This is a genomic window from Mesonia ostreae (assembly GCF_031845265.1).
In the GTDB taxonomy this organism is placed as follows: Bacteria; Bacteroidota; Bacteroidia; order Flavobacteriales; family Flavobacteriaceae; genus Mesonia; species Mesonia ostreae.
In genome coordinates, this window is sequence record NZ_JAVRBG010000001.1 from 396,155 (window position 1) to 419,675 (window position 23,521).

21 protein-coding genes are annotated in these 23,521 nt (G+C 35.7%); 15 read left to right on the plus strand and 6 right to left on the minus strand.

From position 1 onward, the window contains the following. Positions 1-44: 44 nt before the first annotated feature. Positions 45-1,127: a chorismate mutase gene (locus tag RLT85_RS01955; RefSeq protein ID WP_311400357.1), complete on the minus strand. Its 1,083-nt coding sequence runs from the start codon at positions 1,125-1,127 to the stop codon at positions 45-47. A 165-nt stretch (positions 1,128-1,292) separates the two neighbouring features. Here RLT85_RS01955 and gldA point away from each other — a divergent pair, with 165 nt between their 5' ends. The 3 genes from gldA (at position 1,293) to RLT85_RS01970 (ending at position 4,397) form a co-directional block, all read left to right on the plus strand. Next, positions 1,293-2,189: a gliding motility-associated ABC transporter ATP-binding subunit GldA gene (gene gldA / locus RLT85_RS01960; protein ID WP_311400358.1), complete on the plus strand. Its 897-nt coding sequence runs from the start codon at positions 1,293-1,295 to the stop codon at positions 2,187-2,189. A gap of 173 nt (positions 2,190-2,362) precedes the next feature. Further along, a complete protein-coding gene (metK, locus tag RLT85_RS01965) occupies positions 2,363-3,622 on the plus strand; it encodes a methionine adenosyltransferase (protein ID WP_311400359.1) in 1,260 nt (419 codons plus the stop codon). 124 nt (positions 3,623-3,746) lie between these two features. Next, on the plus strand, positions 3,747-4,397 hold the full coding sequence (locus RLT85_RS01970; RefSeq protein WP_311400360.1) for a MarC family protein: 651 nt from the start codon (positions 3,747-3,749) through the stop codon (positions 4,395-4,397). A 96-nt stretch (positions 4,398-4,493) separates the two neighbouring features. Here RLT85_RS01970 and RLT85_RS01975 read toward each other — a convergent pair whose 3' ends face one another. Next, positions 4,494-6,623, minus strand: coding sequence for a Tex family protein (locus tag RLT85_RS01975; protein WP_311400361.1), 2,130 nt, complete (start codon positions 6,621-6,623; stop codon positions 4,494-4,496). A gap of 759 nt (positions 6,624-7,382) precedes the next feature. On the opposite strand from RLT85_RS01975, the gene RLT85_RS01980 reads away from it, so the two are divergent. Beyond that, a complete protein-coding gene (locus RLT85_RS01980; RefSeq protein WP_311400362.1) occupies positions 7,383-8,939 on the plus strand; it encodes an NAD(P)/FAD-dependent oxidoreductase in 1,557 nt (518 codons plus the stop codon). A 150-nt stretch (positions 8,940-9,089) separates the two neighbouring features. Here RLT85_RS01980 and RLT85_RS01985 read toward each other — a convergent pair whose 3' ends face one another. The 4 genes from RLT85_RS01985 to RLT85_RS02000 form a co-directional block, all read right to left on the minus strand. After that, positions 9,090-9,374 (minus strand): helix-turn-helix domain-containing protein, encoded by a 285-nt coding sequence (locus RLT85_RS01985; RefSeq protein ID WP_311400363.1) that lies wholly within the window; start codon positions 9,372-9,374, stop codon positions 9,090-9,092. A gap of 2 nt (positions 9,375-9,376) precedes the next feature. Next, entirely contained in the window at positions 9,377-9,715 is a 339-nt protein-coding gene (locus RLT85_RS01990) for a type II toxin-antitoxin system RelE/ParE family toxin (RefSeq protein WP_311400364.1), read from the minus strand. A 136-nt stretch (positions 9,716-9,851) separates the two neighbouring features. Next, complete coding sequence (locus RLT85_RS01995; protein WP_311400365.1) at positions 9,852-12,560, minus strand: carboxypeptidase regulatory-like domain-containing protein; 2,709 nt, start codon at positions 12,558-12,560, stop codon at positions 9,852-9,854. A 58-nt stretch (positions 12,561-12,618) separates the two neighbouring features. Beyond that, positions 12,619-13,476: a GLPGLI family protein gene (locus tag RLT85_RS02000; protein ID WP_311400366.1), complete on the minus strand. Its 858-nt coding sequence runs from the start codon at positions 13,474-13,476 to the stop codon at positions 12,619-12,621. A 254-nt stretch (positions 13,477-13,730) separates the two neighbouring features. Between RLT85_RS02000 and RLT85_RS02005 the strand changes: the two genes are divergently transcribed. The 11 genes from RLT85_RS02005 to RLT85_RS02055 all read left to right on the plus strand — a co-directional run bounded on the left by RLT85_RS02005 (position 13,731) and on the right by RLT85_RS02055 (position 22,979). After that, positions 13,731-15,095: an acyl-CoA dehydrogenase family protein gene (locus RLT85_RS02005; protein WP_311400367.1), complete on the plus strand. Its 1,365-nt coding sequence runs from the start codon at positions 13,731-13,733 to the stop codon at positions 15,093-15,095. A 303-nt stretch (positions 15,096-15,398) separates the two neighbouring features. Further along, complete coding sequence (locus RLT85_RS02010) at positions 15,399-16,328, plus strand: 2-hydroxyacid dehydrogenase (RefSeq protein ID WP_311400368.1); 930 nt, start codon at positions 15,399-15,401, stop codon at positions 16,326-16,328. A gap of 321 nt (positions 16,329-16,649) precedes the next feature. Next, positions 16,650-17,609: a hypothetical protein gene (locus RLT85_RS02015; protein WP_311400369.1), complete on the plus strand. Its 960-nt coding sequence runs from the start codon at positions 16,650-16,652 to the stop codon at positions 17,607-17,609. A 2-nt stretch (positions 17,610-17,611) separates the two neighbouring features. Then, positions 17,612-17,857 (plus strand): hypothetical protein, encoded by a 246-nt coding sequence (locus tag RLT85_RS02020; RefSeq protein WP_311400370.1) that lies wholly within the window; start codon positions 17,612-17,614, stop codon positions 17,855-17,857. 119 nt (positions 17,858-17,976) lie between these two features. Then, entirely contained in the window at positions 17,977-18,306 is a 330-nt protein-coding gene (locus RLT85_RS02025) for a hypothetical protein (protein ID WP_311400371.1), read from the plus strand. 133 nt (positions 18,307-18,439) lie between these two features. After that, positions 18,440-20,200 carry an SLC13 family permease gene (locus RLT85_RS02030; RefSeq protein WP_311400372.1) on the plus strand — a complete coding sequence of 587 codons (1,761 nt, stop codon included), beginning with the start codon at positions 18,440-18,442 and terminating at the stop codon, positions 20,198-20,200. 3 nt (positions 20,201-20,203) lie between these two features. Next, positions 20,204-20,524, plus strand: a complete 321-nt coding sequence (locus tag RLT85_RS02035; protein WP_311400373.1) for a DUF202 domain-containing protein — start codon at positions 20,204-20,206, stop codon at positions 20,522-20,524. A gap of 5 nt (positions 20,525-20,529) precedes the next feature. Further along, complete coding sequence (locus RLT85_RS02040) at positions 20,530-20,874, plus strand: DUF6122 family protein (RefSeq protein ID WP_311400374.1); 345 nt, start codon at positions 20,530-20,532, stop codon at positions 20,872-20,874. A 9-nt stretch (positions 20,875-20,883) separates the two neighbouring features. Next, a complete protein-coding gene (locus RLT85_RS02045; RefSeq protein ID WP_311400375.1) occupies positions 20,884-21,663 on the plus strand; it encodes a hypothetical protein in 780 nt (259 codons plus the stop codon). Positions 21,664-21,677: 14 nt separating this feature from the next. After that, entirely contained in the window at positions 21,678-22,292 is a 615-nt protein-coding gene (locus tag RLT85_RS02050; RefSeq protein WP_311400376.1) for a deoxynucleoside kinase, read from the plus strand. Positions 22,293-22,304: 12 nt separating this feature from the next. Then, a complete protein-coding gene (locus RLT85_RS02055) occupies positions 22,305-22,979 on the plus strand; it encodes a sterol desaturase family protein (RefSeq protein WP_311400377.1) in 675 nt (224 codons plus the stop codon). Positions 22,980-23,521: the final 542 nt, after the last annotated feature.

The following is a 23,521-nucleotide window of genomic DNA, read 5'->3' on the forward strand; positions in this document are numbered from 1 at the left end:
AAAAATAGTTAAAATTTCTTAAAACAAAAGTTTAATCTGCTTTTTTAGTCATTTAACACCTTTTGTTGCCTCGCTATAGATTCTTGATGAATCGCTTTATAAATCTGTAAGATAAACTCTTCTTCAAAACCGTTCTCGTTTCCTAACTGAATCATTCTGCGCAAAACTTTTTGCCAACGCTCGGGTTGCAAAATAGCCACATTATGCTCTTTTTTTACTTTTCCAATAGCATCAGCTATGAGCATTCTCTCTCCCAAAACATCAATAAGCTGTTCATCCATTTTATCAATTTTAGCTCTCAACTTATTTAGCTGATAGTTAAAATCTTCATCAGAAGAAACCTTATTTCTCACCCTTAAATTTTCCGTAAGCTCTATTAAAGTGTTGGGTGTAATTTGCTGCTTAGCGTCGCTCCATGCTTTATCTGGATTATAATGGGTTTCCACCATAATTCCGTCATAATTTAAATCTAATGCAGTTTGACACAATTCAAAAATCAAATTTCTTTTCCCAGCAATGTGAGAAGGATCTAAGATTAAAGGCAAATCTGGAAATTCATTCTGCAAATCTATAGGAATTTGCCACTCTGGGATATTTCTATACACCGATTTATTGTAGGTAGAAAATCCTCTATGAATCACCCCCAAATTCTTCACTCCTTGTTTGTAAAAACGCTCTACCGCCCCTAACCATAAAGCCAAATCTGGATTTACTGGGTTTTTAATCAGCACGGTTTTCTCGGTTCCTTTTAAAGCTTCTGCAATCTCCTGAATCATAAACGGAGAAACCGTAGTTCGCGCGCCAATCCATAAAATATCCACATCATGTTTTAAGGCTAAATCCACATGAATAGGATTCGCAACTTCTGTGGTGGTCATCAATCCCGTTTCCTCTTTCGCTTTTTGCAACCACTTTAATCCCAATGCTCCAACGCCCTCAAAATTGCCGGGTCGCGTTCTGGGTTTCCATATTCCTGCGCGCAATACGCTCGTGTCTGTATCTTTTAATTGATGCGCCGTTTTGAGTACTTGTTCTTCGGTTTCTGCGCTGCAAGGGCCTGCGATAACTAATGGATGGTCCAAATTAAATTGATCTAACCATCCTCTAAGTTGAGGTGAGTTTTCCATATTTTTTTCTTTCGCTTTCGCTGAATTTAATCCGTAAAGCTTCAGCAGTAATCTTTTTTACAAAGATACGTTAGTTTTTATAAAATTTTAAATGAGACAGGTTATTCTGAATCTTTATCGTTTTTGTAAGTTGATTTTAATTATTTTTGAAACAAAACTAGGGTAATGGGAATTGAAGTTCAAGAAATTTCGAAAGTGTATGAAGGCCAAGAAGCTTTAAAAAATGTTTCTTTTCAGATTGGTAACGGAGAGATCGTTGGCTTTCTAGGACCAAACGGCGCAGGCAAATCTACGCTAATGAAAATCTTAACGGGATACATTACCGCTTCTAAAGGAGTTGCAAAAATTGATGGTTTAGATGTGGTAGATCATAAAATTGATATCCAAAAAAAAGTAGGCTACCTGCCAGAACACAATCCGCTTTACTTAGAAATGTTTGTGCGAGAATACCTTAATTTTAGTGCTAAAATCCACAATATACCTAAGAAAGAAATCGAAAAAGTGATTAAAATTACTGGCCTAACGCCAGAAGTAAATAAAAAAATAGGCGCTTTATCTAAAGGATATCGTCAACGTGTAGGCCTAGCAAACGCCCTGCTTCACAATCCAGATGTACTTATTTTAGATGAACCAACTACTGGATTAGATCCCAATCAACTTATAGAAATTAGAGAGCTGATTAAAAATATTGGAAAAGAAAAAACTATTTTTCTCTCTACGCATATTATGCAAGAGGTAGAAGCCATTTGTGACCGAGTAATTATCATCAAAAAAGGAGAAATTGTAGCCGATAAAAAATTAAAAGATTTAAGAAATTCTAACGAGCAAATTATTGAGGTCGAGTTTGGTAAACGTATAGATGAAATTGCTTTTAAAAATATTCCTTCTTTAGAGAAAATCACCCAAATAGCAGATTTTACATATTGGTTGCATTTTACAACTCAAGAAGATATGCGTCCAATAATTTTTGATTTCGCAAAAGAAAATGATTTGAAAATTTTACAACTTCATCAAAAACACTCCAACTTAGAGGATCTTTTTATTCAGCTTACTGCAGATTAAGCCAACACTGTTTATTTTCTGTTAAATGCGCCAAGCTCTAAATTGTTTTATTTAAATTTGCGTCAAAATTCAGGGAAAATTTGACTGATTGCAACCCTTCAAAATGCTAAAGCAGTGCAAACTCCTTTAGGTTGCCAATCTTCAAGCCATTCTCTATTAAACATATATAAAACATGGCGTATTTATTTACTTCAGAAAGTGTCTCTGAAGGACATCCAGATAAAATAGCAGACCAAATTAGTGACACCCTATTAGATAACTTTTTAGCTTTTGACGAAGATTCTAAAGTAGCATGTGAAACTTTAGTGACCACAGGGCAAGTAGTATTGGCGGGAGAAGTGAGATCCAACACCTATATAGATGTACAAGATATTGCTAGAAATGTGATTAACGATATTGGTTATACCAAAGGGATTTACAAATTTAGTGGTGACTCTTGTGGAGTAATTTCTTTAATTCACGAGCAATCTCAAGACATTAATCAAGGGGTTGATCGCGAGAATAGAGAAGAGCAAGGTGCTGGAGACCAAGGAATGATGTTTGGTTATGCTACCACCGAAACCGAAAATTACATGCCATTGGCCTTAGACATTTCTCACAAAATGTTGATTGAACTGGCAAAAATACGCCGTGAAGATAAAGACATCGCCTATTTAAGACCCGATGCGAAAAGCCAGGTAACCATAGAATATAGTGATGATAATATTCCGCAGCATATAAAAGCAATTGTACTTTCTACCCAACACGATGATTTTGATGCCGATGATGATAAAATGCTAAAGAAAATTAAAAAAGATATTTTAGACATTTTAATGCCACGGGTTATCGCTCAGTTTCCTGAGAAGGTGCAAAAATTATTTAATGAAGACATTACCTATCACATTAATCCTACAGGAAAATTTGTGATTGGAGGTCCTCACGGTGATGCTGGATTAACGGGAAGAAAAATTATTGTGGACACCTATGGCGGTAAAGGAGCTCACGGCGGAGGCGCTTTTTCAGGAAAAGATCCCAGTAAAGTAGACCGTTCTGCCGCTTATGCTTCAAGGCATATTGCTAAGAATTTAGTAGCTGCAGGAGTAGCAAATGAAGTCTTGGTGCAAGTTTCTTACGCAATTGGAGTAGCACAACCAACTTCCATTTCGGTAGATACGTATAATTCTTCAAACCTAGATTTATCTAATGGTGAAATTGCTAAAAAAGTGTCAGAAATTTTTGATATGCGTCCCGCAGCTATTGAGAAACGTTTAAAGCTTAGAAATCCTATTTATCGCGAAACTGCGGCTTATGGACATATGGGAAGAGATCCTCGAACCATTACTAAAATTTTCGAAAGTCCTTATTCTGGTAAAGTGAAAAAAGAAGTAGAGTTATTTACTTGGGAAAAGCTAGATTATGTAGACAAAATCAAAGAAGCTTTCAATATAAATTAAAGCTCTGATAATCAGTGATTAAAAGAGGTTTTTTCGATCAGAAAAAACCTCTTTTATTTTACACCAAATTAGTTTCAGAATCTTAAAATTTTATGTTGATTTGCATTTTTAAAATCAACCTTTTATGACCGATTTATTAGGCTTTGCTTTACTTGCTTTTACATCGTTTTTTACGCTGATCAACCCTATTGGAACTATGCCCATATTTATGACAATGACAGCCGATTTGGATACGCCACATCGTAATTATACGGCAAGAAAGGCTTCGATCGCTGCATTTATTACCATCATTGCGTTTGCCTTTTCTGGACAGTTGTTATTTAATTTTTTCGGAATCTCAGTGAATAGTTTTCGTGTGGTAGGGGGAGTAATTTTCTTCTTGATGGGAATGGATATGCTTCAGGCACGTTTATCTAGTATTAAAGTACACGGAAAAGGAAAAGCAGAGAAAAAAGAAATCGTAGACGATATCTCCATAACGCCATTGGCTATTCCCATGATTTCTGGACCTGGTGCCATTACCAATGCCATTGTTATGATGGAAGATGCGGATACAGTTCAACATAAATTGGTACTAATTAGCTCTATTTTTGGTGTTCTATTACTTACTTACCTTATTTTATTAAGTTCTGGAAAAATCCTTAAACTCCTAGGCAACACAGGAAAAAATGTATTAATGCGTCTAATGGGACTTATTGTAATGGTTATTGCGGTAGAGTTTTTCTTCAGCGGAATGAAGCCTATAATCATAGATATTTTAAAATCTGCACAGTAATTCCTAATTTTGATCCACCACAACTTGGGAAGTTTTGCGTTTCTATAGTATAGTAAATTAAGTCTTGGCTCTTGGTTCTTGTTTCTTACACAAAAATTACTTTTTCTTATATAATTTGAGCTGAATACGCTTTCGCGGAATATCTACCTCCAAGACTTCCGCGATAATCTGTTCGTGTAAATGCACGTGTTGGTTCACATCACTCACAAACTCATCAGCGAGATTGGAGACGTGTATAAGTCCGCTTTCTTTAATACCCACATCCACAAAACAACCAAAATTGGTAATGTTATTCACAATTCCAGGTAATAATTGTCCCGTGTGTAAATCATCTATGCTTTTAATATTCTGATTAAATGTAAAGACTTTCGCCTTTTCGCGAATGTCCAAACCTGGTTTTTCTAATTCAGACAAGATATCTTTTAAAGTAGGTAAGCCTACTTCTTCACTCGTATATTTATCTAAAACAATGCTATCCAAAAGCTCTTTGTTACCAATTAAATCTCCCAGCGTTTTACCTTGATCTTTGGCCATTTGCTCTACCAAAGCATAACGCTCAGGATGTACCGCCGAATCATCTAAAGGATGTTTGGCATTTTTTATCCGAAGAAAACCTGCACTTTGCACAAAGGCTTTATCGCCCAACCTAGGTACTTTTTTAAGTTCACTTCGCTTTTTAAAAGCGCCGTGCTCTGCTCTGTAGGCCACAACATTTTCGGCAAGTTTTTCTCCAATTCCTGAAACATAACTCAGCAAGGATTTACTCGCCGTGTTTAAATTCACTCCTACCGCATTCACACCACTTTCAACCACCACATCTAAAGATTGCTTCAATTTAGACTGGTCTACATCGTGTTGATATTGCCCTACCCCGATTGATTTTGGGTCTATTTTCACCAACTCGGCTAGTGGGTCTTGCAATCGTCGTCCAATAGAAATAGAACCTCTTACGGTCGCATCATAATTGGGAAACTCTTCCCTAGCAATTTTAGAAGCCGAATAAATAGAAGCACCCGCCTCACTCACCACAAATACCTGAAGTTCATGTTTAAAATGAATCCGCTTAATGAGCTGTTCCGTTTCTCGCGAAGCCGTTCCATTCCCTATCGCAATGGCTTCAATTTTATAGGCTTCGGCCAGTGTACTTATCTTTTTTATTGCGCCTTTCGCATCATTTTTCGGCGGATGCGGGTAAATCGTTTCGTTATGTTTTAAAGTTCCATATTCATCTAGACAAACAATTTTACAACCCGTTCTAAAGCCCGGATCTATCGCCAACACTCGCTTTTCCCCCAAGGGAGAACCCAGTAGAAGTTGTTTTAAGTTTTTAGCAAAAACCTCAATCCCCGCTTCATCGGCTTTGGCTTTAGCATTTTGTAAAGCTTCATTCGATAAGGAAGGTAAAATAAGCCGTTTGTAGGCATCCTTTATGGCGAGACTTATTTGCGTGGCAGCATCACCAGAAGATTTCAAGATGCGATCTTCCATTTTTAGAAGCACTCGCTTTTCCTCTATTTCTACTTTTACTCGGATAAACCCTTCAGCTTCGGCACGCTGAATAGCCAAAAAACGGTGGGATGGCATTCGAGTTAAATTCTCTTCCCAGTCAAAATAATCTTTAAATTTTTGGGCTTTCTCTTCTTCCTTTTTACTCTTTACCACTTTGCTCGTTAAAACTCCAGAACGCGCAATTTGCTGCCGAATGTAATTTCTTATATCGCTACGTTCAGAAATCCATTCAGAAATAATATGACGCGCGCCATCTAGAGCTTCTTCCACAGAAGAAATTTCTTCGGAAATATATTTGGTAGCAATTTTCTCTACATCTGAAGTATTCTGAGCCATGATCATTTTCGCCAACGGTTCTAATCCGTTTTGACGTGCAGTTTCGGCTTTGGTCTTTCGCTTCTTTTTATAAGGCAAGTACAAATCCTCTAAATGAGTTAAATCTGTAGTGGCATTAATCTTTTTTCTTAGCTCATCAGTTAGCTCTCCCTGTTCCTCAATCACTTTTAGAATACTCTCTTTTCGCTTTTCTAAAGTTTCAAATAGGGATTTATATTTCACAATATCGCCAATCTGAACCTCATCAAGATTGCCCGTGCGCTCTTTGCGGTACCGCGCAATAAAGGGTATGGTGGCATCTTCTTCTAAAAGTTGAACCGTATTCACAACCGATTTCTCAGACAAACCGGTATTGGATTGGATAAAAGCTATTTTTTGCATTCTGCTAAGATAAAAATTATAGGAGATTGGAGGTTGAGGATTGGAGTTTTTTGAATTTTGAGTGTTGGACTTTTGGACCTTTGGACTTTTGGACTTTTGGACTTTTGGACTTTTGGACTTTTAAATATTAATAACCAATACTGAATACTGAAGTTCTAACTTTAAACTTTCTGACCTCGCTCTCGTTTCGATACAAAATTCTGCGAATTTCACTCAACGGCCGCTTGATTATTTCAAATTTCAGAATTCAAATTTTTCAAACCTTAAATCTTAATACTGAACACTGAATATACTGTCATTCCGACGAAGGAGGAATCTTTCTCTTAGGAGTAAGATCTCTTTTTTTATGATTTCGAAAAACGGGAAACAGATTCTTCACTTCATTCCATTCGTTCTGAATTACAGTTCTTTTTTTAATTTCAGATTTAAATTCCACTTCAAATTCGTTTTTTTCATTCACCTCTAATTACTGAACACTGAAAAATGAACACTGAATATACTGTCATTCCGACGAAGGAGGAATCTTTTTCTTAGAAGTAAGATCTTTTTTTTTATGTTTTCGAAAAACGAGATACAGATTCTTCACTTCATTCCATTCGTTCTATATGATAGTTCTTTTTTTAATTTCAGATTTAAATTCGACTTCGAATTCGTTTTTTTCATTCACCTCTCATTACTGAACACTGAATACTGAATTTTTCACTTTTAGTTTTTCACTTTAAATTTTTAGTTTTCAAAATTCAATTACCTTTGCCGCAGATGAGCCAACTGATACAGATTTCCATTTTACCCGAACAGCAAGAAGACCGTGAGTTTATTTTAAAACGCGGACTCAAAAAAGCTAATCTAAAAGCTTCAGACCTCTTGGACTGGAAGATTAGAAAGCGCTCGATTGACGCACGTCAAAAACAAGTGAAGCTCAACCTTCAGCTGGAATTTTGGAAAGTAGGAGAAACCAAGAAAGACATTCCGCCATTTATTCCGCACCAAGTACATGAAGCCAAAGAAATTGCGATCATTGGCGCGGGACCTGCAGGTTTATATGCTGCTTTGCGTGCCATTGAAGCTGGTTTAAAACCCATCGTTTTTGAGCGTGGAAAAGACGTTCGTTCTCGGCGTCGGGATTTGGCGAAAATCAATAAAGAACACATCATAAATCCAGAATCTAACTATTGTTTTGGAGAAGGTGGTGCCGGAACTTATTCTGATGGCAAATTATACACACGTTCCAAAAAACGTGGAAATGTACTCAAAGCAATGGAATGGTTTGTGCATTTTGGCGCTGACGCAGATATTCTTGTGGATGCGCATCCTCATATTGGTACTAATAAATTGCCCAAAATCATTTCCGCGATGCGAGAAGCGATTATAGAATATGGCGGAGAAGTGTATTTTGACAGTAAACTCACCGATATTCAGATAGAAAATCAGCAAATTAAATCTATAGAAATTAATGATAAAAAGTGGTTGGATTACAGCGAGGTGGTGTTAGCTACCGGACATTCTGCCCGAGATATTTTTCATTTGTTGCACCGCAAAAATATTAAACTGGAAGCTAAAGGCTTTGCATTGGGCGTTCGGGTAGAGCATCAACAGCAACTCATCAATTCGATTCAGTATCACGGCGACGACCAAAATCCTTATTTACCGCCCGCCTCTTATAGTTTGGTAGAGCAAGTGGATGGTTTGGGCGTTTATTCTTTTTGTATGTGTCCTGGCGGAATTATTGCGCCGTGTGCGACCGAGCAAGAAGAAGTAGTCACCAACGGTTGGAGCCCCAGTAGACGGAATAATCCTTATGCCAATTCGGGGATTGTGGTGAGTGTTGCTCCTGAAGATTTGCCTAATTACGAAAAAAATAATCCTTTGGTGTGTTTAGAGTTTCAGCAGCAAGTAGAAAAGGCTTGCTGGGAAGCGGCAGGAAAGACGCAGCAAGTTCCTGCGCAAAGAATGATTGATTTTGTGGAAGGAAAAATTTCTAAAGATTTCCCTAAAACTTCGTATCAGCCGGGAATTGTAAGCGTAGATTTAAATAAAGTATTGCCAGAAATGATTGCCAAGCGTTTGCAAAAAGCATTCGTAGCTTTTGGTAAAAAGATGAAAGGTTATTACACCAATAATGCGGTGCTTCACGCTCCCGAAAGTAGAACCTCCTCTCCTATTCTTATTCCTAGAGACCCAGATACCTTAGAACACGTAGAAATTAAAGGTTTATATCCATGCGCAGAAGGCGCTGGTTACGCAGGTGGAATTATTTCTGCCGCCATAGACGGCATTAATTGCGTGGATAAGATTGCAGAAAAGTATGCTAATTAAAGTTTGTAAATTATACTTCACACTCGCCATAAGGATTCTAGGCTGTACAAAATACTGACTCGTAGTATTAAAGTTTTCCGTAAAGCTATCGTTGTTTAAAGATTCTACATCAAATAAGTTGGTGCCGTTTAAGCGGAATTCCCATTAAAATTATTCCGCTGTTAGCTCAATAGATAATCCTAAAGCATTTGCAATCAAAGCAAAGTTTGATAATTGCATATCTTCTCCGTTTTCAATTCGAGAAATATAGGGTCTTTTCTTTCCAACCTTTTCGGCAAGATTTTCCTGAGTCATATGTAATTCCTTTCTTCGATTTTTAATGATTTCTCCAAAATAATAGGAAAAAGCATCTTCTCTAAATTCTTCACGTTCTTTTGAACCTTCTTTTCCGTAACGTTCGGCAATCAGTTGTTTTGCGTTTATTGACTTTTCCATAATTATGTTTCTTTTAAATAATTCTCTACTATTTTTTCGGCTTGTTTAATTGCCTTTCTGTAATCTTTAGTTCCTTTTTTCTGAAATCCGCACAAACAAATAGCTTTTGTACATTCAGCAAAATTCAGATGGTCGATAGCAAAAATTACAATTCGATATTCGTTTCCTGCTTTAATCCTCAATTCGTAAAATTGTGTTGATTGCAGTTTTTTCAGAAAGTTTGAGTCGACAACTTTAATTTCGCCAATAATTTCTACAAGTTGGAAGAATTTCAGCGAAACTCTGTCATTCTGCTTGTCGATAAATTCTAAACATTCTGCTGTAATATCGATTTCTCTCATATCACAAATGTAACGAATTAGTTACAATTTTATTCCGTTTAGATTGAATATATTTTCAACTCCATCCTATCCCCAAACTTTTCCTGAGAAAAGGAGGTATCGTAATTCTAAAATTTAATCAGTAATTTATTAATTATCACAAATTATACTTCACACTCGCCATGAGGATTCTAGGCTGTACAAAATACTGACTCGTAGTATTAAAATTTTCCGTAAAACTATCGTTGTTTAAAGATTCTACATCAAATAAGTTGGTGCCGTTTAAGCGAAATTCCCAAGAACTATCCTTTTTCTGATAATACAAGCTCGCGCCTACAAAAGAATACTCGTTGCTTACGGTGTTGGCTTTGTTGGTATAATTGTAGTAACTCCAATCGGCTTCAAAAGTGAAACCCTTTAAAAAATCTACTTGCGCATTTACAAAAGGCCTGTCGGTATAAAACGTGTTGTCTCTGCCGCCATTATTGTAATTGTTGATCATTCGGTTGTAACCGACTTCAAAGTTGAGCGGAATTTTAAAATTACTCTCCACACTGGCTTGGTAGTTTTGACTGAAATTTTCTGATTCGGCGTTTTCAAATTCTGATCCGTTAGAAATAAGACTATTGAGTTTGCTATAGGAAACTGTGGCTCTCAAATTGGCCTTAATTTTACGGAAGGTTTTTTGGAAACGTCCGCTTCCGCTAAGGCTTTCATCCACAAAATTACTATTGATAGGCGAAGAAACTTGATTGATTTGTTCAAATGCGGTAAACGTTTTAATGGCATCTATTTTTTTACTGTAGTTGATGCCTCCAAAAATGTTGGTGAAGTTGAACATATTAAAATTAAAATAACCCAAGTTTACGTTATGATAAATCGCATTCTCTAAGTCTCGATTTCCTCGAAACAAACGATTGTAATTATTAAATACATAGCCTTCAGCAAGATTATTTACATCGGTATATTCCGCAGTCATTTGATAATCCAAACGAATGTTCGCACTCTTTTTTAGTTCTACAATCGTAAATAAATCGGGCAATACTAAAGTTTTAGAACTGGTATCATCGATACCGTTTTGTTGATTTCTCAATCGGTAATGATGAAAAGTCACGCCTGGAGTAAACGTGAATAAACCCGTCTTGAATTTATAATGTGCTCCTACAAACACATCCGTAAAGTTATATTGCACATCATTTACTAAATCTTCTTGCGTAAAATCATCCTGTCCTCCACCCGATAAACGCTGAAAAATGGAAGAATTAAAATTTTGATGGCTCAGGGTAGAGCCAAAACTTAGATTAAGGTTGCTTTTCTTATTAATAACATAATAATAGTCTACTTTGGCATCTAGCTTATTGCTTTCTATGGTTTTTAACTGATTTACATCAAAACCATTGGCATCATTTTCTAAGGGTAAAATACCTGTAAAGGGCTGAATTTGCACCAAGGCATTGTAAAACGGATCTTCTTTTTGGTATATATGCTGCACGTAACCCGCAAAAATGTTTTTCTCATTAAGTGTGTAGTAAATATTTAAATTTTGGTTGATGGAAAACGGATCATTTTCTTTGTTCTCTTCTATGGGGTTGACTACAGCTCCATCTGAAAAGACCGATAAAACCTCTGAATATTCTTCTTGTTTTGATTTTTTCGCCAAGACATCATAATCCAACTGAAAGTTAAGATTAGGTTTGTATTTGGTGCTCAACTTTAGCATTCCTAAGCGGTTATTTTGCTCATTGCGATTATCTGTAGTTTCTTCAATTCCCTCCTGAATATAGGTGCGCATAGACTTTTGAAGAAAATCGGTTTTATTGTCGCTAAAAATAGCAAAGCCACTCACATCCAAGCCTTCTTGCAACTCCTGACTAAAATTGGCAGCTCCAAAAGTAGTCTCCATATTTTTGGCTCTATTGTTTTGCGTAATTAAAAATGCGAGTCCGCTGTCATTAATTCTAAAATTGGTTCCGCCGCGACGGTTAATATTGCTAAACCCACCCGTAAAATTAAAATAATCTCTAAAGGTAAAAGGAACATCGCCTGTATTGTTGGTATTTCCTATAAGGTTGATACTTGTTTTTGGGCTGTAATAAAATAGTTTAGCGGCGGCTAGATACCGTGTTTTTTCTCCGTCACCCAAACCGCCTTCTAGTTCCCCAAACCAAAAATTCTTCTTCCCTTCTTTTAATTTAATATTTACAGCAATATTATCTTGATCATTCCCCAAGCCTCGCAGTTGACCCACATCATTATGATTTCTCAAAACTTCCACTTTAGAAACGGCATCGGCAGGAATGTTTTTGGTGGCGAGTTTAGAATCTCCGTCAAAGAAATCTTTTCCCTCTACCATCACTTTACCCACTTTTTTCCCTTCCACTTCAATTTCACCGTCATCGGTAACCTCAACGCCGGGAAGTTTTTTAAGCACGTCTCCTAATTTGCGCTCGGTGCCATTAGTAAAAGAATCTGCGTTATATACAATCGTGTCTCCTTTTATGGTCACTGGCATTTCATACACCAACTCAACGCCTTCCAGTTCACTTTCGTTAGAAAACAAAGTGAAATTTAGCTGAATATCTTCGCTATCTTCAGGAATGTTGATGGTTTCTTCTGAAGGTTTTAAGCCCAAAAAGCTCGCAACCAGTTTATATTCCGCTCCAGCGGAAACCCTAAAACTATATTCGCCATCAGGATTGGTAATGGCATAATTTTCTAGTTTTCCGGCGGCAGTGGTATTGGCAATGATATTAGCCAATTCTAAGGGATTGCCTAGACTATCTTTAACGCTTCCCGATATTTTAACTGATTGTGCAAAAAGATTTCCGCTGAAAAGCAACAGAAATATGAGGATAATTTGTTTCATAAAGTTGGATAAAGTAACTAGCCTATAAGACTAAAAATTAGAAAAAACATGAGCTCCATTAGAATCCTCCTCTTCTACTTTTTCCACCGCCATAACGATCCATCATCTCTTGGCTTTTTTCTTCAGTAATCTTAGCAAATTCTTTTCGGGTTACTTCCTCTCCGCTATCAGGCATCTCTAAATTTATTTCTTCCTTAGGATTTAAAACTACTTTACTACACAAAATTGTAGTAGCGCCTACATTAACTTCTAGTATAAGTCCGGGTAATCCGTGGTAAGAATCAGGACCGTGCTTTACTGGTATTTGTGGTGTATACCAAACGGTAACATTCTGCATACCTTCCAATATTTCATCTTGCTTTTTAATCGCTGCGCTATCTATTTTCTCACCATTTTTCTCTCTCCATTCTTTGGCTCGCTTTGTAGCTTTTTTCCACATGCCTTCATCGGCTTTCACAGCTGTAGCTTTAAAAGCGGCATATTTACCAATCATTTTGCTTTCCTTCTCTAATTTCCACTTAAAAGAGCCTAACGTATCTTTAATGAGAAACTTTTTTCCCATCAATTCATTTTCTTGAGCAAACAAATCTTTAGCTGTATTCATATACGTATCCCCTTGAGAAAACATACCGCCCATCATAGTCATAAAACTTCCTTCTGGAGAAAGGCTCTCTTCTTCTTCATAAAGAGATTCATCTTTGGTAAACGTAAGCGTATAGGTTTTTTCGAGCATGGGTTTCATTTGCTCCATAATGAGTTGCTTCATTTGTTCGGTCAGTTTTTGACCACTAACAGCATTCAAATCTACCGTGGTTTTAGTTTTATACGTAGCGATTCCTGCTATTTCTTGTGCCTGAACTTGCATTCCTGCCCATAAAAAAACAACACAGCTTAATTTTGTAATCCATTTTATCATAACTAGGGATTTTTAGATTTATACCTTTTAATAGTTTCTTAAAATAATCCTACACTTTATATTTGCTAACTGATGAAGATCACTTTTCTTTTTGATCATATTCGTTACATTTTAGCCTACAATAACGCATAGCTAGTATAAATATAGGACTCTTGAAATGCTTTTTTGTTACAAAAATTAAATTCTTCTTAAACCTTTAACATCTTCCTGTTTTTATAATCTCTATTTTTAGAACTATAAAAAAAGAAAACACTATGTCTTTATTGGGAAAAATAAAAAGCACTATGGGGCTTTTAAAAGAAGTAGATTTAAATCAACTTGTGGCTATCAACAAAAAAATAGATCTAAAAGAAGCGATGTCTGCTTTGGGAGAATTAGATGAGAGGCAGCTTAAAGGCATGATGAAAATGTTGACCACCAAAGCGAAAAAAGGCCAACATCAACTCCCGCCCATCGATGGAGACTTTTATAATCTAGATTTAAAGCTTACGCCTGAACAACGCGATATCCAATTACAGGTGCGTAATTTTATGGAAGATGAAGTACGCCCTTTGGTAAATGACCATTGGAACCGCGCAGAATTTCCCATGGAAATTAGTTCTAAGTTCGCCAAACTCAATATTACGGGAATTCCTTATGAAGGCTACGGCTGCCCTAATTTACCTTTCTTAATGGAAGGTATTATTGCACAAGAAATTGCCCGCGTAGATGTTTCTATTTCTACCTTTTTTGGCGTACATAGCGGACTTGCGATGGGCTCCATTTATCTTTGCGGAAGTGAAGAGCAAAAGCAAGAATGGCTTCCTAAAATGCAAAAACTAGAAAAAATTGGCGCCTTTGGATTAACCGAACCCAATGTAGGTTCTGCCGTTTCCCAAGGTATGGAAACTACTTGCAAATTTGATGGCGAAAATTGGATTCTTAACGGACAAAAAAAATGGATAGGAAACGCCACTTTTGCGGATGTCATTATCATTTGGGCTAGAGATGAAGAATCACACAAGGTAAAAGGTTTTATTGTACGCAAGGAAAATCCTGGCTTTAAAGCCGAAAAAATGGAAGATAAAATGGCGCTTAGGATCGTTCAAAACGCGCTAATTACCTTAATCGATTGTGTCATCCCAGAAAGCGATCGTTTACAAAAAGCAGATTCTTTTAGAGATACAGCCAAAGTCTTAAAAATGACACGCGCCGGAGTAGCATGGCAAGCCGTAGGTTGTGCGCGTGGTGCTTATGAAAATGCTTTAAAATACACTAAAAAAAGAGAACAGTTTGGAAGGCCTATTGCCTCGTATCAATTGGTGCAAAACCATTTGGTAGAAATGCTTTCTAACCTCACTGCGATGCAAACTATGGTATTTCGACTTTCTGAAATGCAAGATCAAGGTATCTTGACCGATGAACACGCATCTTTGGCAAAAGTTTATTGCAGTATGAGAACTCGTGATATTGTAAGTAGAGCACGCGAAGTTTTGGGCGGAAACGGAATTTTACTCGAACACGATGTTGCTCGTTTTGTGGCAGATGCTGAAGCGATTTATAGCTATGAAGGTACTAAAGAAATTAATACATTAATTGTAGGTAGAGCCATTACTGGTTACAGTGCTTTTGTAAATTAAATCGTTATTTTCTAGTAAAAAAACCATTTTATGCGCTGATAGATCATAAAAGATAGTATTGAAATGGTATATTAAAATTAATGGCTCTAGTTTAAAAAAGCGATGTTTTCAAGTCCTCCGCTCAGGGTAGGGATTGGATGAGATGATAAATAGTATAACTCATCCTATCCCCAACCCCGTTCGAACGTTTCATCCGTGCGGGCCTTTCCAGAGGAAAAGGAATTTGAAAATTTCAAATTATCAATACGCTCTTAAATTACAACCAAAACAAACTAACACTCCAAAACTCAAAATTATACCTTTATGAAAATTGTGATGATAAGTCCAAATTATGATACCAGAGCTTGGGAAGATGCGCTTTGGAATGAAAATCCTGATTTAGAAATTGAAGTTTACCCAGAAGATACCGACCGAGAAAATACCGATTTTGTATTGGCTTGGAATCCGCCTAAGGATGTGTTTGACAAATACCCCAATTTAAAGGTAGTCGCTTCTATGGGGGCGGGAATTAGACATATCACTAAAAATAAATCGCTTAACGCGGAAGTAATTGTAACCAAGATTGAAGATGAACAACTCATTGAAGATTTGCAGTATTTTGTACTGACAAGCGTTTTAAACTATTGCAGAAATATTCCGCAGTATGTGCTGCAGCAACAACAAAAAAATTGGAATCGCGTTGCATACAAACAACCTAAAGAAACACGCATTGGCGTATTAGGTTTAGGAAATATAGGACTTCCCGTAGCTCAAATCTTAGCGAAAAATAACTTTAAGGTAAGTGGTTGGTCCAATTCAGAAAAAGAAATAGAAAGTATCAATACTTTTGCAGGTGAAGATGGCTTATCTGCATTTTTAAAAGATTTAGATGTGGTGGTTTGCTTACTTCCGTTAACCGATGATACTGAAGATATTTTAAACGAAGATTTATTTTCCAAAATGCCCAAAGGTGCTTACCTCATCAATGTAGGACGAGGCGCGCATTTAAATGAAAGTGATTTGCTAGAAGCTCTAGAAACCGAACAACTTAGCGGTGCCGCCTTAGACGTGTTTCAAGACGAGCCTTTACCAAAAGATCACCCTTTTTGGGAAAACGAAAAAATTACGATTACCCCCCATACAGCGAGTGTCACCAACCCCGCTTCGGTAGCGAATCAAATCACCGAAAATTACCTACGCCTAAAAGAAGGAAAAGAGTTAAAACATATTATTTCTAGGAAGAAGGGATATTAATTATAAAAATAAAGTTAATTTTTAAGTGTTTATTTAATTTTTTAATATAATTTTAATATTCTAATTTAAAACCTCTTAATCATTAAAACACAAAACACAACAGCGCAATTGCGTAAGAACTAATTTTCTTTTTTTCTTAAGTTTCGCATTTCTCGCGCTTCTTTTTTCTTGCCAACAAGAACCGTTAGAATCTGATACTGAATTAAACTCTTCAGAAGATAACGAGTTAACTACCTTAAATCGAGAAAACACTATACTAGGCAAAAACGGTATAGATAATGGCACAATAGAGGAGAAACTTGATTACAAAAAAATCATTTAATGCAAATTGCGAAAGTTTTTGCTGAAAACAGAGAAGCCATTTTTGAAGCGTTATCTGATACCATAAACAATACTCCAATAGAAAAATATCCTCTAAAACTAAGGATTAAAGATGCTTTTGATTTAGCTGGAATTAATTATACTGAAATACAAGGGTCTTTTAACGCTTTTCTGGGACTTGAAGGAGAAGATTGGCATCCAAGTATTACTTTGTATGAAAAATATACCCAAGTTATCAATAACAATTATACAGAAGCTCCTATTTATTTATTCCCTACCTACGATTTGACAAACAAAAAGGAATATGCTATAATTTATGAAGAAAATTCATCTCTTGATTTAATTCCTTCTCAGTATACTTCTGATGATATAGATGATGAGTTTGTAAGTAGAGTAGCTCCTTTTGAGTTTGGGATTATGGCATTTGATCCTTATGGAGGTTATAATGGCGGCATTCCTACAGGTAATACTTACCAAAGTTTAAAGATTGGAGATATGAAGGTGAAGCAGCATAAGGAAGACTGGCATAGTGGAAGATCTGAAGTTCATTTTAAAGGTTACCGTATAATAGGTGGATTACCTACTAGCACAGGAGATTGTGGGGACTTTATCACAGCAAGTGATGATTGTTACAGTTATAATGGAAGACGTATAAAGAAAATTAAAAGAAGAAAAATTGGGCATACTTACAATGTAGATTACAATATGCACAGCTATCAAACAACGACTAACAATGATATAATTTTTTATGTAATTTTTGAAAGTGACCCATGGCCAGCTGGAAGGAAAGTTCAAGACTTCAATCTTCCTGCGGGACATAAAAGAAATATTGAATATCGTTCTTGGCAGGATGAATATCATCATGCAGAAGTTTCTATGAACCCTAATAATGCTTATAACCTACCTTATGCACGCACTTATTCTGTAAACGTTTCTGGCATAGAATATAATCTAGATTAAGTATGACTTTAAGACTCTTTATATCCTTGGTTTTTTTATTTAACTGCATTTATTGTTTTGCACAAGAAAAAACCCTAGAAGAAAAATCATTTATAGACCCAGAAAGAAAAGGGCATTTATTTTTACAAGCAGGACCAGAATATAGAATTACGCCATTACCTTATGGGGCTCCTCTTGATGAAGGTTTTCAATTTACAACTATTGTATTGATGACCAAAATGATGGTTTTGCTTTTAATTATACTTTAGATTATTTTATTACGCAAAATCTAAATGTAGGCTTTAGCCATAGCTTTAGATACACCTATCTTTTTACAGACAATTACCATCCCAATGATTTTGGGACTATAAAGGGAAATTATGGTTTAATGATGGATTTTCATTTTTACCTTGATTATCATGTAAAAGTGTTCAATAATGCTGAACTTTTTGCACGACTAGGAGTTTCTTTGATGAACAGAAGTGCTCACTATACTTATAAAGAATCAGTTTATAATGATAGTAATGAGCTCATAGGCTATTTTACTTCTCCTTTGTATTCACATTATACTGCCACAAATTATGCCTTAGGTTATAAAAAAGGAAAAATAGAACTCATGCTAGGGGTTTATACGACTAATAGTACAGCTTACTTCACAAAAAGTGAACGCTTTACCGTACCCTATATAAAACTCAATTTTAATTTATTTAAGTTTTAAAGAATTGAGTTTAGTCAACCTGAAAGCCCTCTATAAATAAATAGAGGGCTTTTTTTATTAATAAAAAGCCAAAGGCATCAACTAATTTATTCTTTTATGTATTTTTAGTAGTTCACAATAAGACAAACGCAAGATGATGCTCTATATTACCATTGGGATTATTGCGATTGGTATTTTTCTATTTGTAAAAGATTATTTTACCATAGATACTACCTCTATTCTTATCATGTCTCTATTTATTATTTCTGGAGTTTTAAGTCCGGAGGAAGGATTTGCGGGGTTTAATCACCCAGCCACCATCACCTTGGGTTGTATGTTTGTGATTAGCGCTGCCATTTTTAAAACAGGATTAATCGATGGATTGAGCAGTAAAATTATTCGAATAGCGAAGCTCAATTATGTAGCTGCATTAATGGTGTTTTGTGTTACTGCAGCAGTATTTTCAGCATTTATTAACGATACGGCGGTGGTGGCGATTCTTATTCCAATGGCTTTGTTGGTATGTAGAGAAACAGGAATAGCTCCGTCTAGATTATTGATTCCCATTTCTTTTTCGGCTTTATTTGGCGGCACGTGTACACTTATAGGAACTTCCACCAACATTTTAGTAAGTAGTTACGCCAAAGAAAGCGGTTTAGAACCCTTCGGGATGTTTGAATTTTCATTGGCAGCTTTATGCCTATCGGTTATTGGAATGGTTTATATGTTTTTTGTCGCGCCTATTTTACTTCCGAAGAGAGAATCTAAAGAATTATTGCTTAAAGCAGAAGCCGAAAAATACATCGCTGAAATTGAGCTTAAAGAAATTAATGATGATGTAGATGTAAGCATCGCAAAATCCCGATTGGTAAGAAAGTTTGATGCACAAATTTTAAGCATTAAACGCAAGCATACTTTAATGTATGAGATCAATGCAGAGACGGTGCTTCGCCAAGACGACAAAATCAAAATTTTAATTGATCCGGCTAATTTGGCAAAGCTCCAAGAAATTGAAAGTTATCATCTTATTGGAGATCAAAGTATTTTGGATGATCACCACGAAAAGAAAATCTATGAAGTTTTAATACCCTACGGATCTGTTTTGGCAGGGAAAAATTTAAAAAAACTCAACTTTAGAAATCAGTATTACGCTTCAGTTTTAGCCATAAGACAGCGCAAGGAAATTATTACCAATGATGTATCGCACATTCAATTAAAAGAGGGAGATTTATTATTATTATTCGCGTCTACTAAAAGTCTAAATGTGCTTACCGCAGAAAAATTAATGATTACTTTATCAGAATATCAAGGAGCTCGCTTCAGTTTAAAAAGAGCTATCCCAACCTTATTGATTTTGATTGGGGTTATTTTGGCTGCTGCACTCAACATCACGTCTATTTTGATGAGTGCTTTGGTAGGAAGTTTGCTTATTGTAACCACCACGCTGATGTCGCCAAAAGAAGCTTATGAAGCCATAGAGTGGAAAGTGATTTTTATGATGGCGGGTGTTTTGTCTATGGGAAAAGCTTTAGAAAAAACGGGAGGTTCTGATATTATTTCGGACTATATTTACCAAAGTTTAGGTAGTTTAGATCCTAGAATTACGTTAAGTACTATTTTTTTAGTTACTTTCCTATCTACCAATGTATTGTCGAGCAAAGCTGCGGCGGCATTAATGACACCCATTGTAATTAGTTTGGCTGGGGCGATGCAATTAAGCGAAAAACCATTTTTAATTGCTGTCATGTTTGCGTGTTCTTTAACTTTTATGACTCCTGTGAGCTATCCCACCAACACCATGGTTTATGCTCCCGGTAATTATAAATTTAATGATTTTTTAAAAATTGGAACCCCGCTTAATTTTATTATTTGGATCGCTGCTTCCTTTATAATTCCATTTTTTTTCCCATTTTAAACTATGAAAAGAGTAAAATTACATAATCCTTTTAAACCTAGAATCACCAATGAGAAGAACCTTAGGGAGCATTTGGCTCTAGAGCGAACCAAACTTGCTAACGAAAGAACTTTATTGGCATACATTCGTGCTTCCTTATATCTACTTGTGGGCGGAACTGCTTTATTGCAATTAGAAAACCAAGAAAACATGCACATTATTGGTTATCTCGCACTTTTTATATGCGTATTGTTTATCGTTATTGGGATTGGTAGATACATCGTCTTAGAAAAACGACTTAAAGATCTTTTACTACCAGATGAAGATGATATTGAAAAACCATAAAGCTCATGTTACAACATGCTGTACATTACGCTTTTCACTTTTTGGTTATAGGAATTATCGCATATATCTTTGATAAAAAAAATTGGAAAAAATACTACTTGGTTTTGTTGGCTACTATGCTTATAGATGTAGACCATCTTTGGGCAAAGCCTATTTTTGATCCAGATCGTTGTTCCATCAATTTTCATACATTTCATACCTATATTGCCGCAGCTATTTATTTGGTTTTCTTACTCATAATCAAAAACAAAGTTCTTAAAGTATTCTTTTTTGGTCTTCTATTTCATTTATTTACCGATGCTATCGACTGTTTATGGTCCAATTCTTGGGAGTTATCGGTTTTATTGTAACTTTAAGCTATGCTATTAAAATTCTCTTTTGTCCTTTTTCTGATGTGTTCTGTTTCGCAGAGCAAAGCCCAAGCACTTACTGCTCAAATTATTTCTGAAACTCCTTTAACTGCGGAAAAGTTTATAGGCGTTGATGAATATGGAAACACCTATCAACAGACAAAAAACATCTTATATAAGCTTGAAAAAGAAAAGAAATTTCAGTTTAGTGATCTTCAATTAGGGAAAATTACTTCCGTAGATATCATAAACCCATTACGAATTACTTTATTCTATCGCGATATGAATACCGTAATCATTTTAGACAATCGTTTAAACGAAATTACCCGAGTTAATTTTAACAACCTGCCTAACTTTAGAACCGTTCTTTTTGCAACCACGGCCAAAAATAACAGCATTTGGATTTTCAATACAGATTTGCAGCAATTAGAACTCTATGATTATCAAAACCAAAAAATTCAAAGTCATTCGCAGCCTTTTAATACCCAGGTTTATAATTTAAAAAGCAATTTTAACTTTGCTTGGGTGCAATTAGAGAATAGCATAGAGATGTATAATGTATATGGGAGTTTTATTAAAGAATTTGAAATCTCCCCATCCACAGCGTTTCAGGTAAGTGACCAAAAGATGATTACAAAAAATGAAAACGGTTTTCAGTTTTTAAAAGCGATGCAAGGAAAATTCTTAGACCTGAAAATTTCTGAAAATGACGTCAAAGAATTTTACTTAAATAACGAAAACCTTTATATTTACAACGGTAAAGACGTAAAGCATTACCTAATCCACTGATCAAAATAAATCTTATGCATGTAGCTATTGCCGGAAATATAGGAGCCGGAAAAACAACCTTAACCAAACTTTTGGCCAAACATTATACATGGGAACCTCAATTTGAGGATGTACTCGAAAATCCTTATTTAGAGGATTTTTACAATAATATGGAGCGTTGGTCTTTTAACCTTCAGGTTTATTTTTTAAACTCTAGGTTTCGGCAAATTCTAGAAATCCGCGACAGCGGAAAAAACATCATTCAAGATCGTACCATTTACGAAGACGCTTTTATATTTGCACCCAACTTGCATGCTATGGGACTTATGTCTAATAGAGATTTTAAAAACTACTCGTCTCTTTTTGATTTGATGGAAAGCGTTACTACAGGTCCCGATTTATTGATTTATCTTAGAAGTAGCATTCCCAATTTGGTAGCTCAAATACATAGTCGAGGCAGAGATTATGAAAACACTATTTCTATTGATTATTTAAGCAGACTTAACGAGCGTTATGAAGCTTGGATAGCCACGTATAACAAAGGGAATTTATTAATTATTGATGTAGATAATATTAACTTTGTGGATGACCCAGAAGATTTGGGAGAGATTATTAACAAAATTGACGCTCAAATAAACGGACTATTTTAAAAAATTTTAAAGATGGAATCAACAAAATTAAAGAGACCCAAACATAAAGGATCACCAAAATTATTTGATAACCCTATTTTGGAGAAGTTAACGCATACGCATATTTCTATGCCCCTTATCATATTTTCGGTCATTGCGGCTGCTCTTGTGTATTACGGAATTTTTGAAAAAGGATTTTCAACACCTTCCATGATTTTACTGTTTTTTGGAGGTTTATTATTCTTCACCTTAATGGAGTATATTATGCACCGTTATTTATACCATATCCCAGCTACATCTGAGCGTAAAAGAAAAATTTCTTACACCATGCACGGGGTTCATCACGATTATCCAAAAGACAAGTCTAGATTGGCAATGCCACCCTTATTGAGCTTAATTGTAGCTAGCGTATTCTTTATCATATATCGCGCAATTTTAGGGGAATATGCCTTTGGATTCTTAGCTGGCTTTCTTATGGGCTATGCGGGTTATTTGGCGGTACACTACTCCGTTCACGCCTTTAGAGTACCTAATAATTTCTTGAAGATTTTGTGGCATCACCACAGCATTCATCACTATAGAGAATCTGACAGAGCTTTTGGGGTTTCTTCTCCGTTTTGGGATGTAATTTTTAGCACTATGCCTAGAAAAGACGCTAAAAATAAACGTCAAGAAACCAATGTGTTTATTGATCCAGAAAAAGCTTAGTATAGATAAGTAGTTTTTAAACTAAAACTTTTCAAAAAGATCAGAAGATTAAATTCTTCTCTGGTTTTTAATAAAGCTGGTGATAATCATTAAACGTTTGTCTAGCCAGAAAGACCAGAAATAAACGTCTTTTTAATCGCTTGCCTAGCGATGGAGAGAATTGGATTTTTTATCCATTATTTATTATGAGGAAGGCTTGATTACATATACAAAGGAGTTGAATAGAGATTTTATCCTACGCATATTTATGTTAAAAGTGTATGTTTGAGTTGATGTAATGAGTTGTGCGTAACCATAAAAAAAACCTATGAACAAGAATTTAACATTATTCATTTTATTAGTATTTAGTATCCAATCAACATTTGCGACCGATTTGGATGACGGAATTATCGAATTGGGGAAAATTTATAGGAGTTTTGTTTTTCGAAATAATCCGACAGAACTTACATTTCAAAAATTGAACGAAATAAACTACCTCGGGGCAAGCCCACGAGGTATTAAAATAATTTGAGCTGTCCAGAATAGATTTTCTTATAATCTTC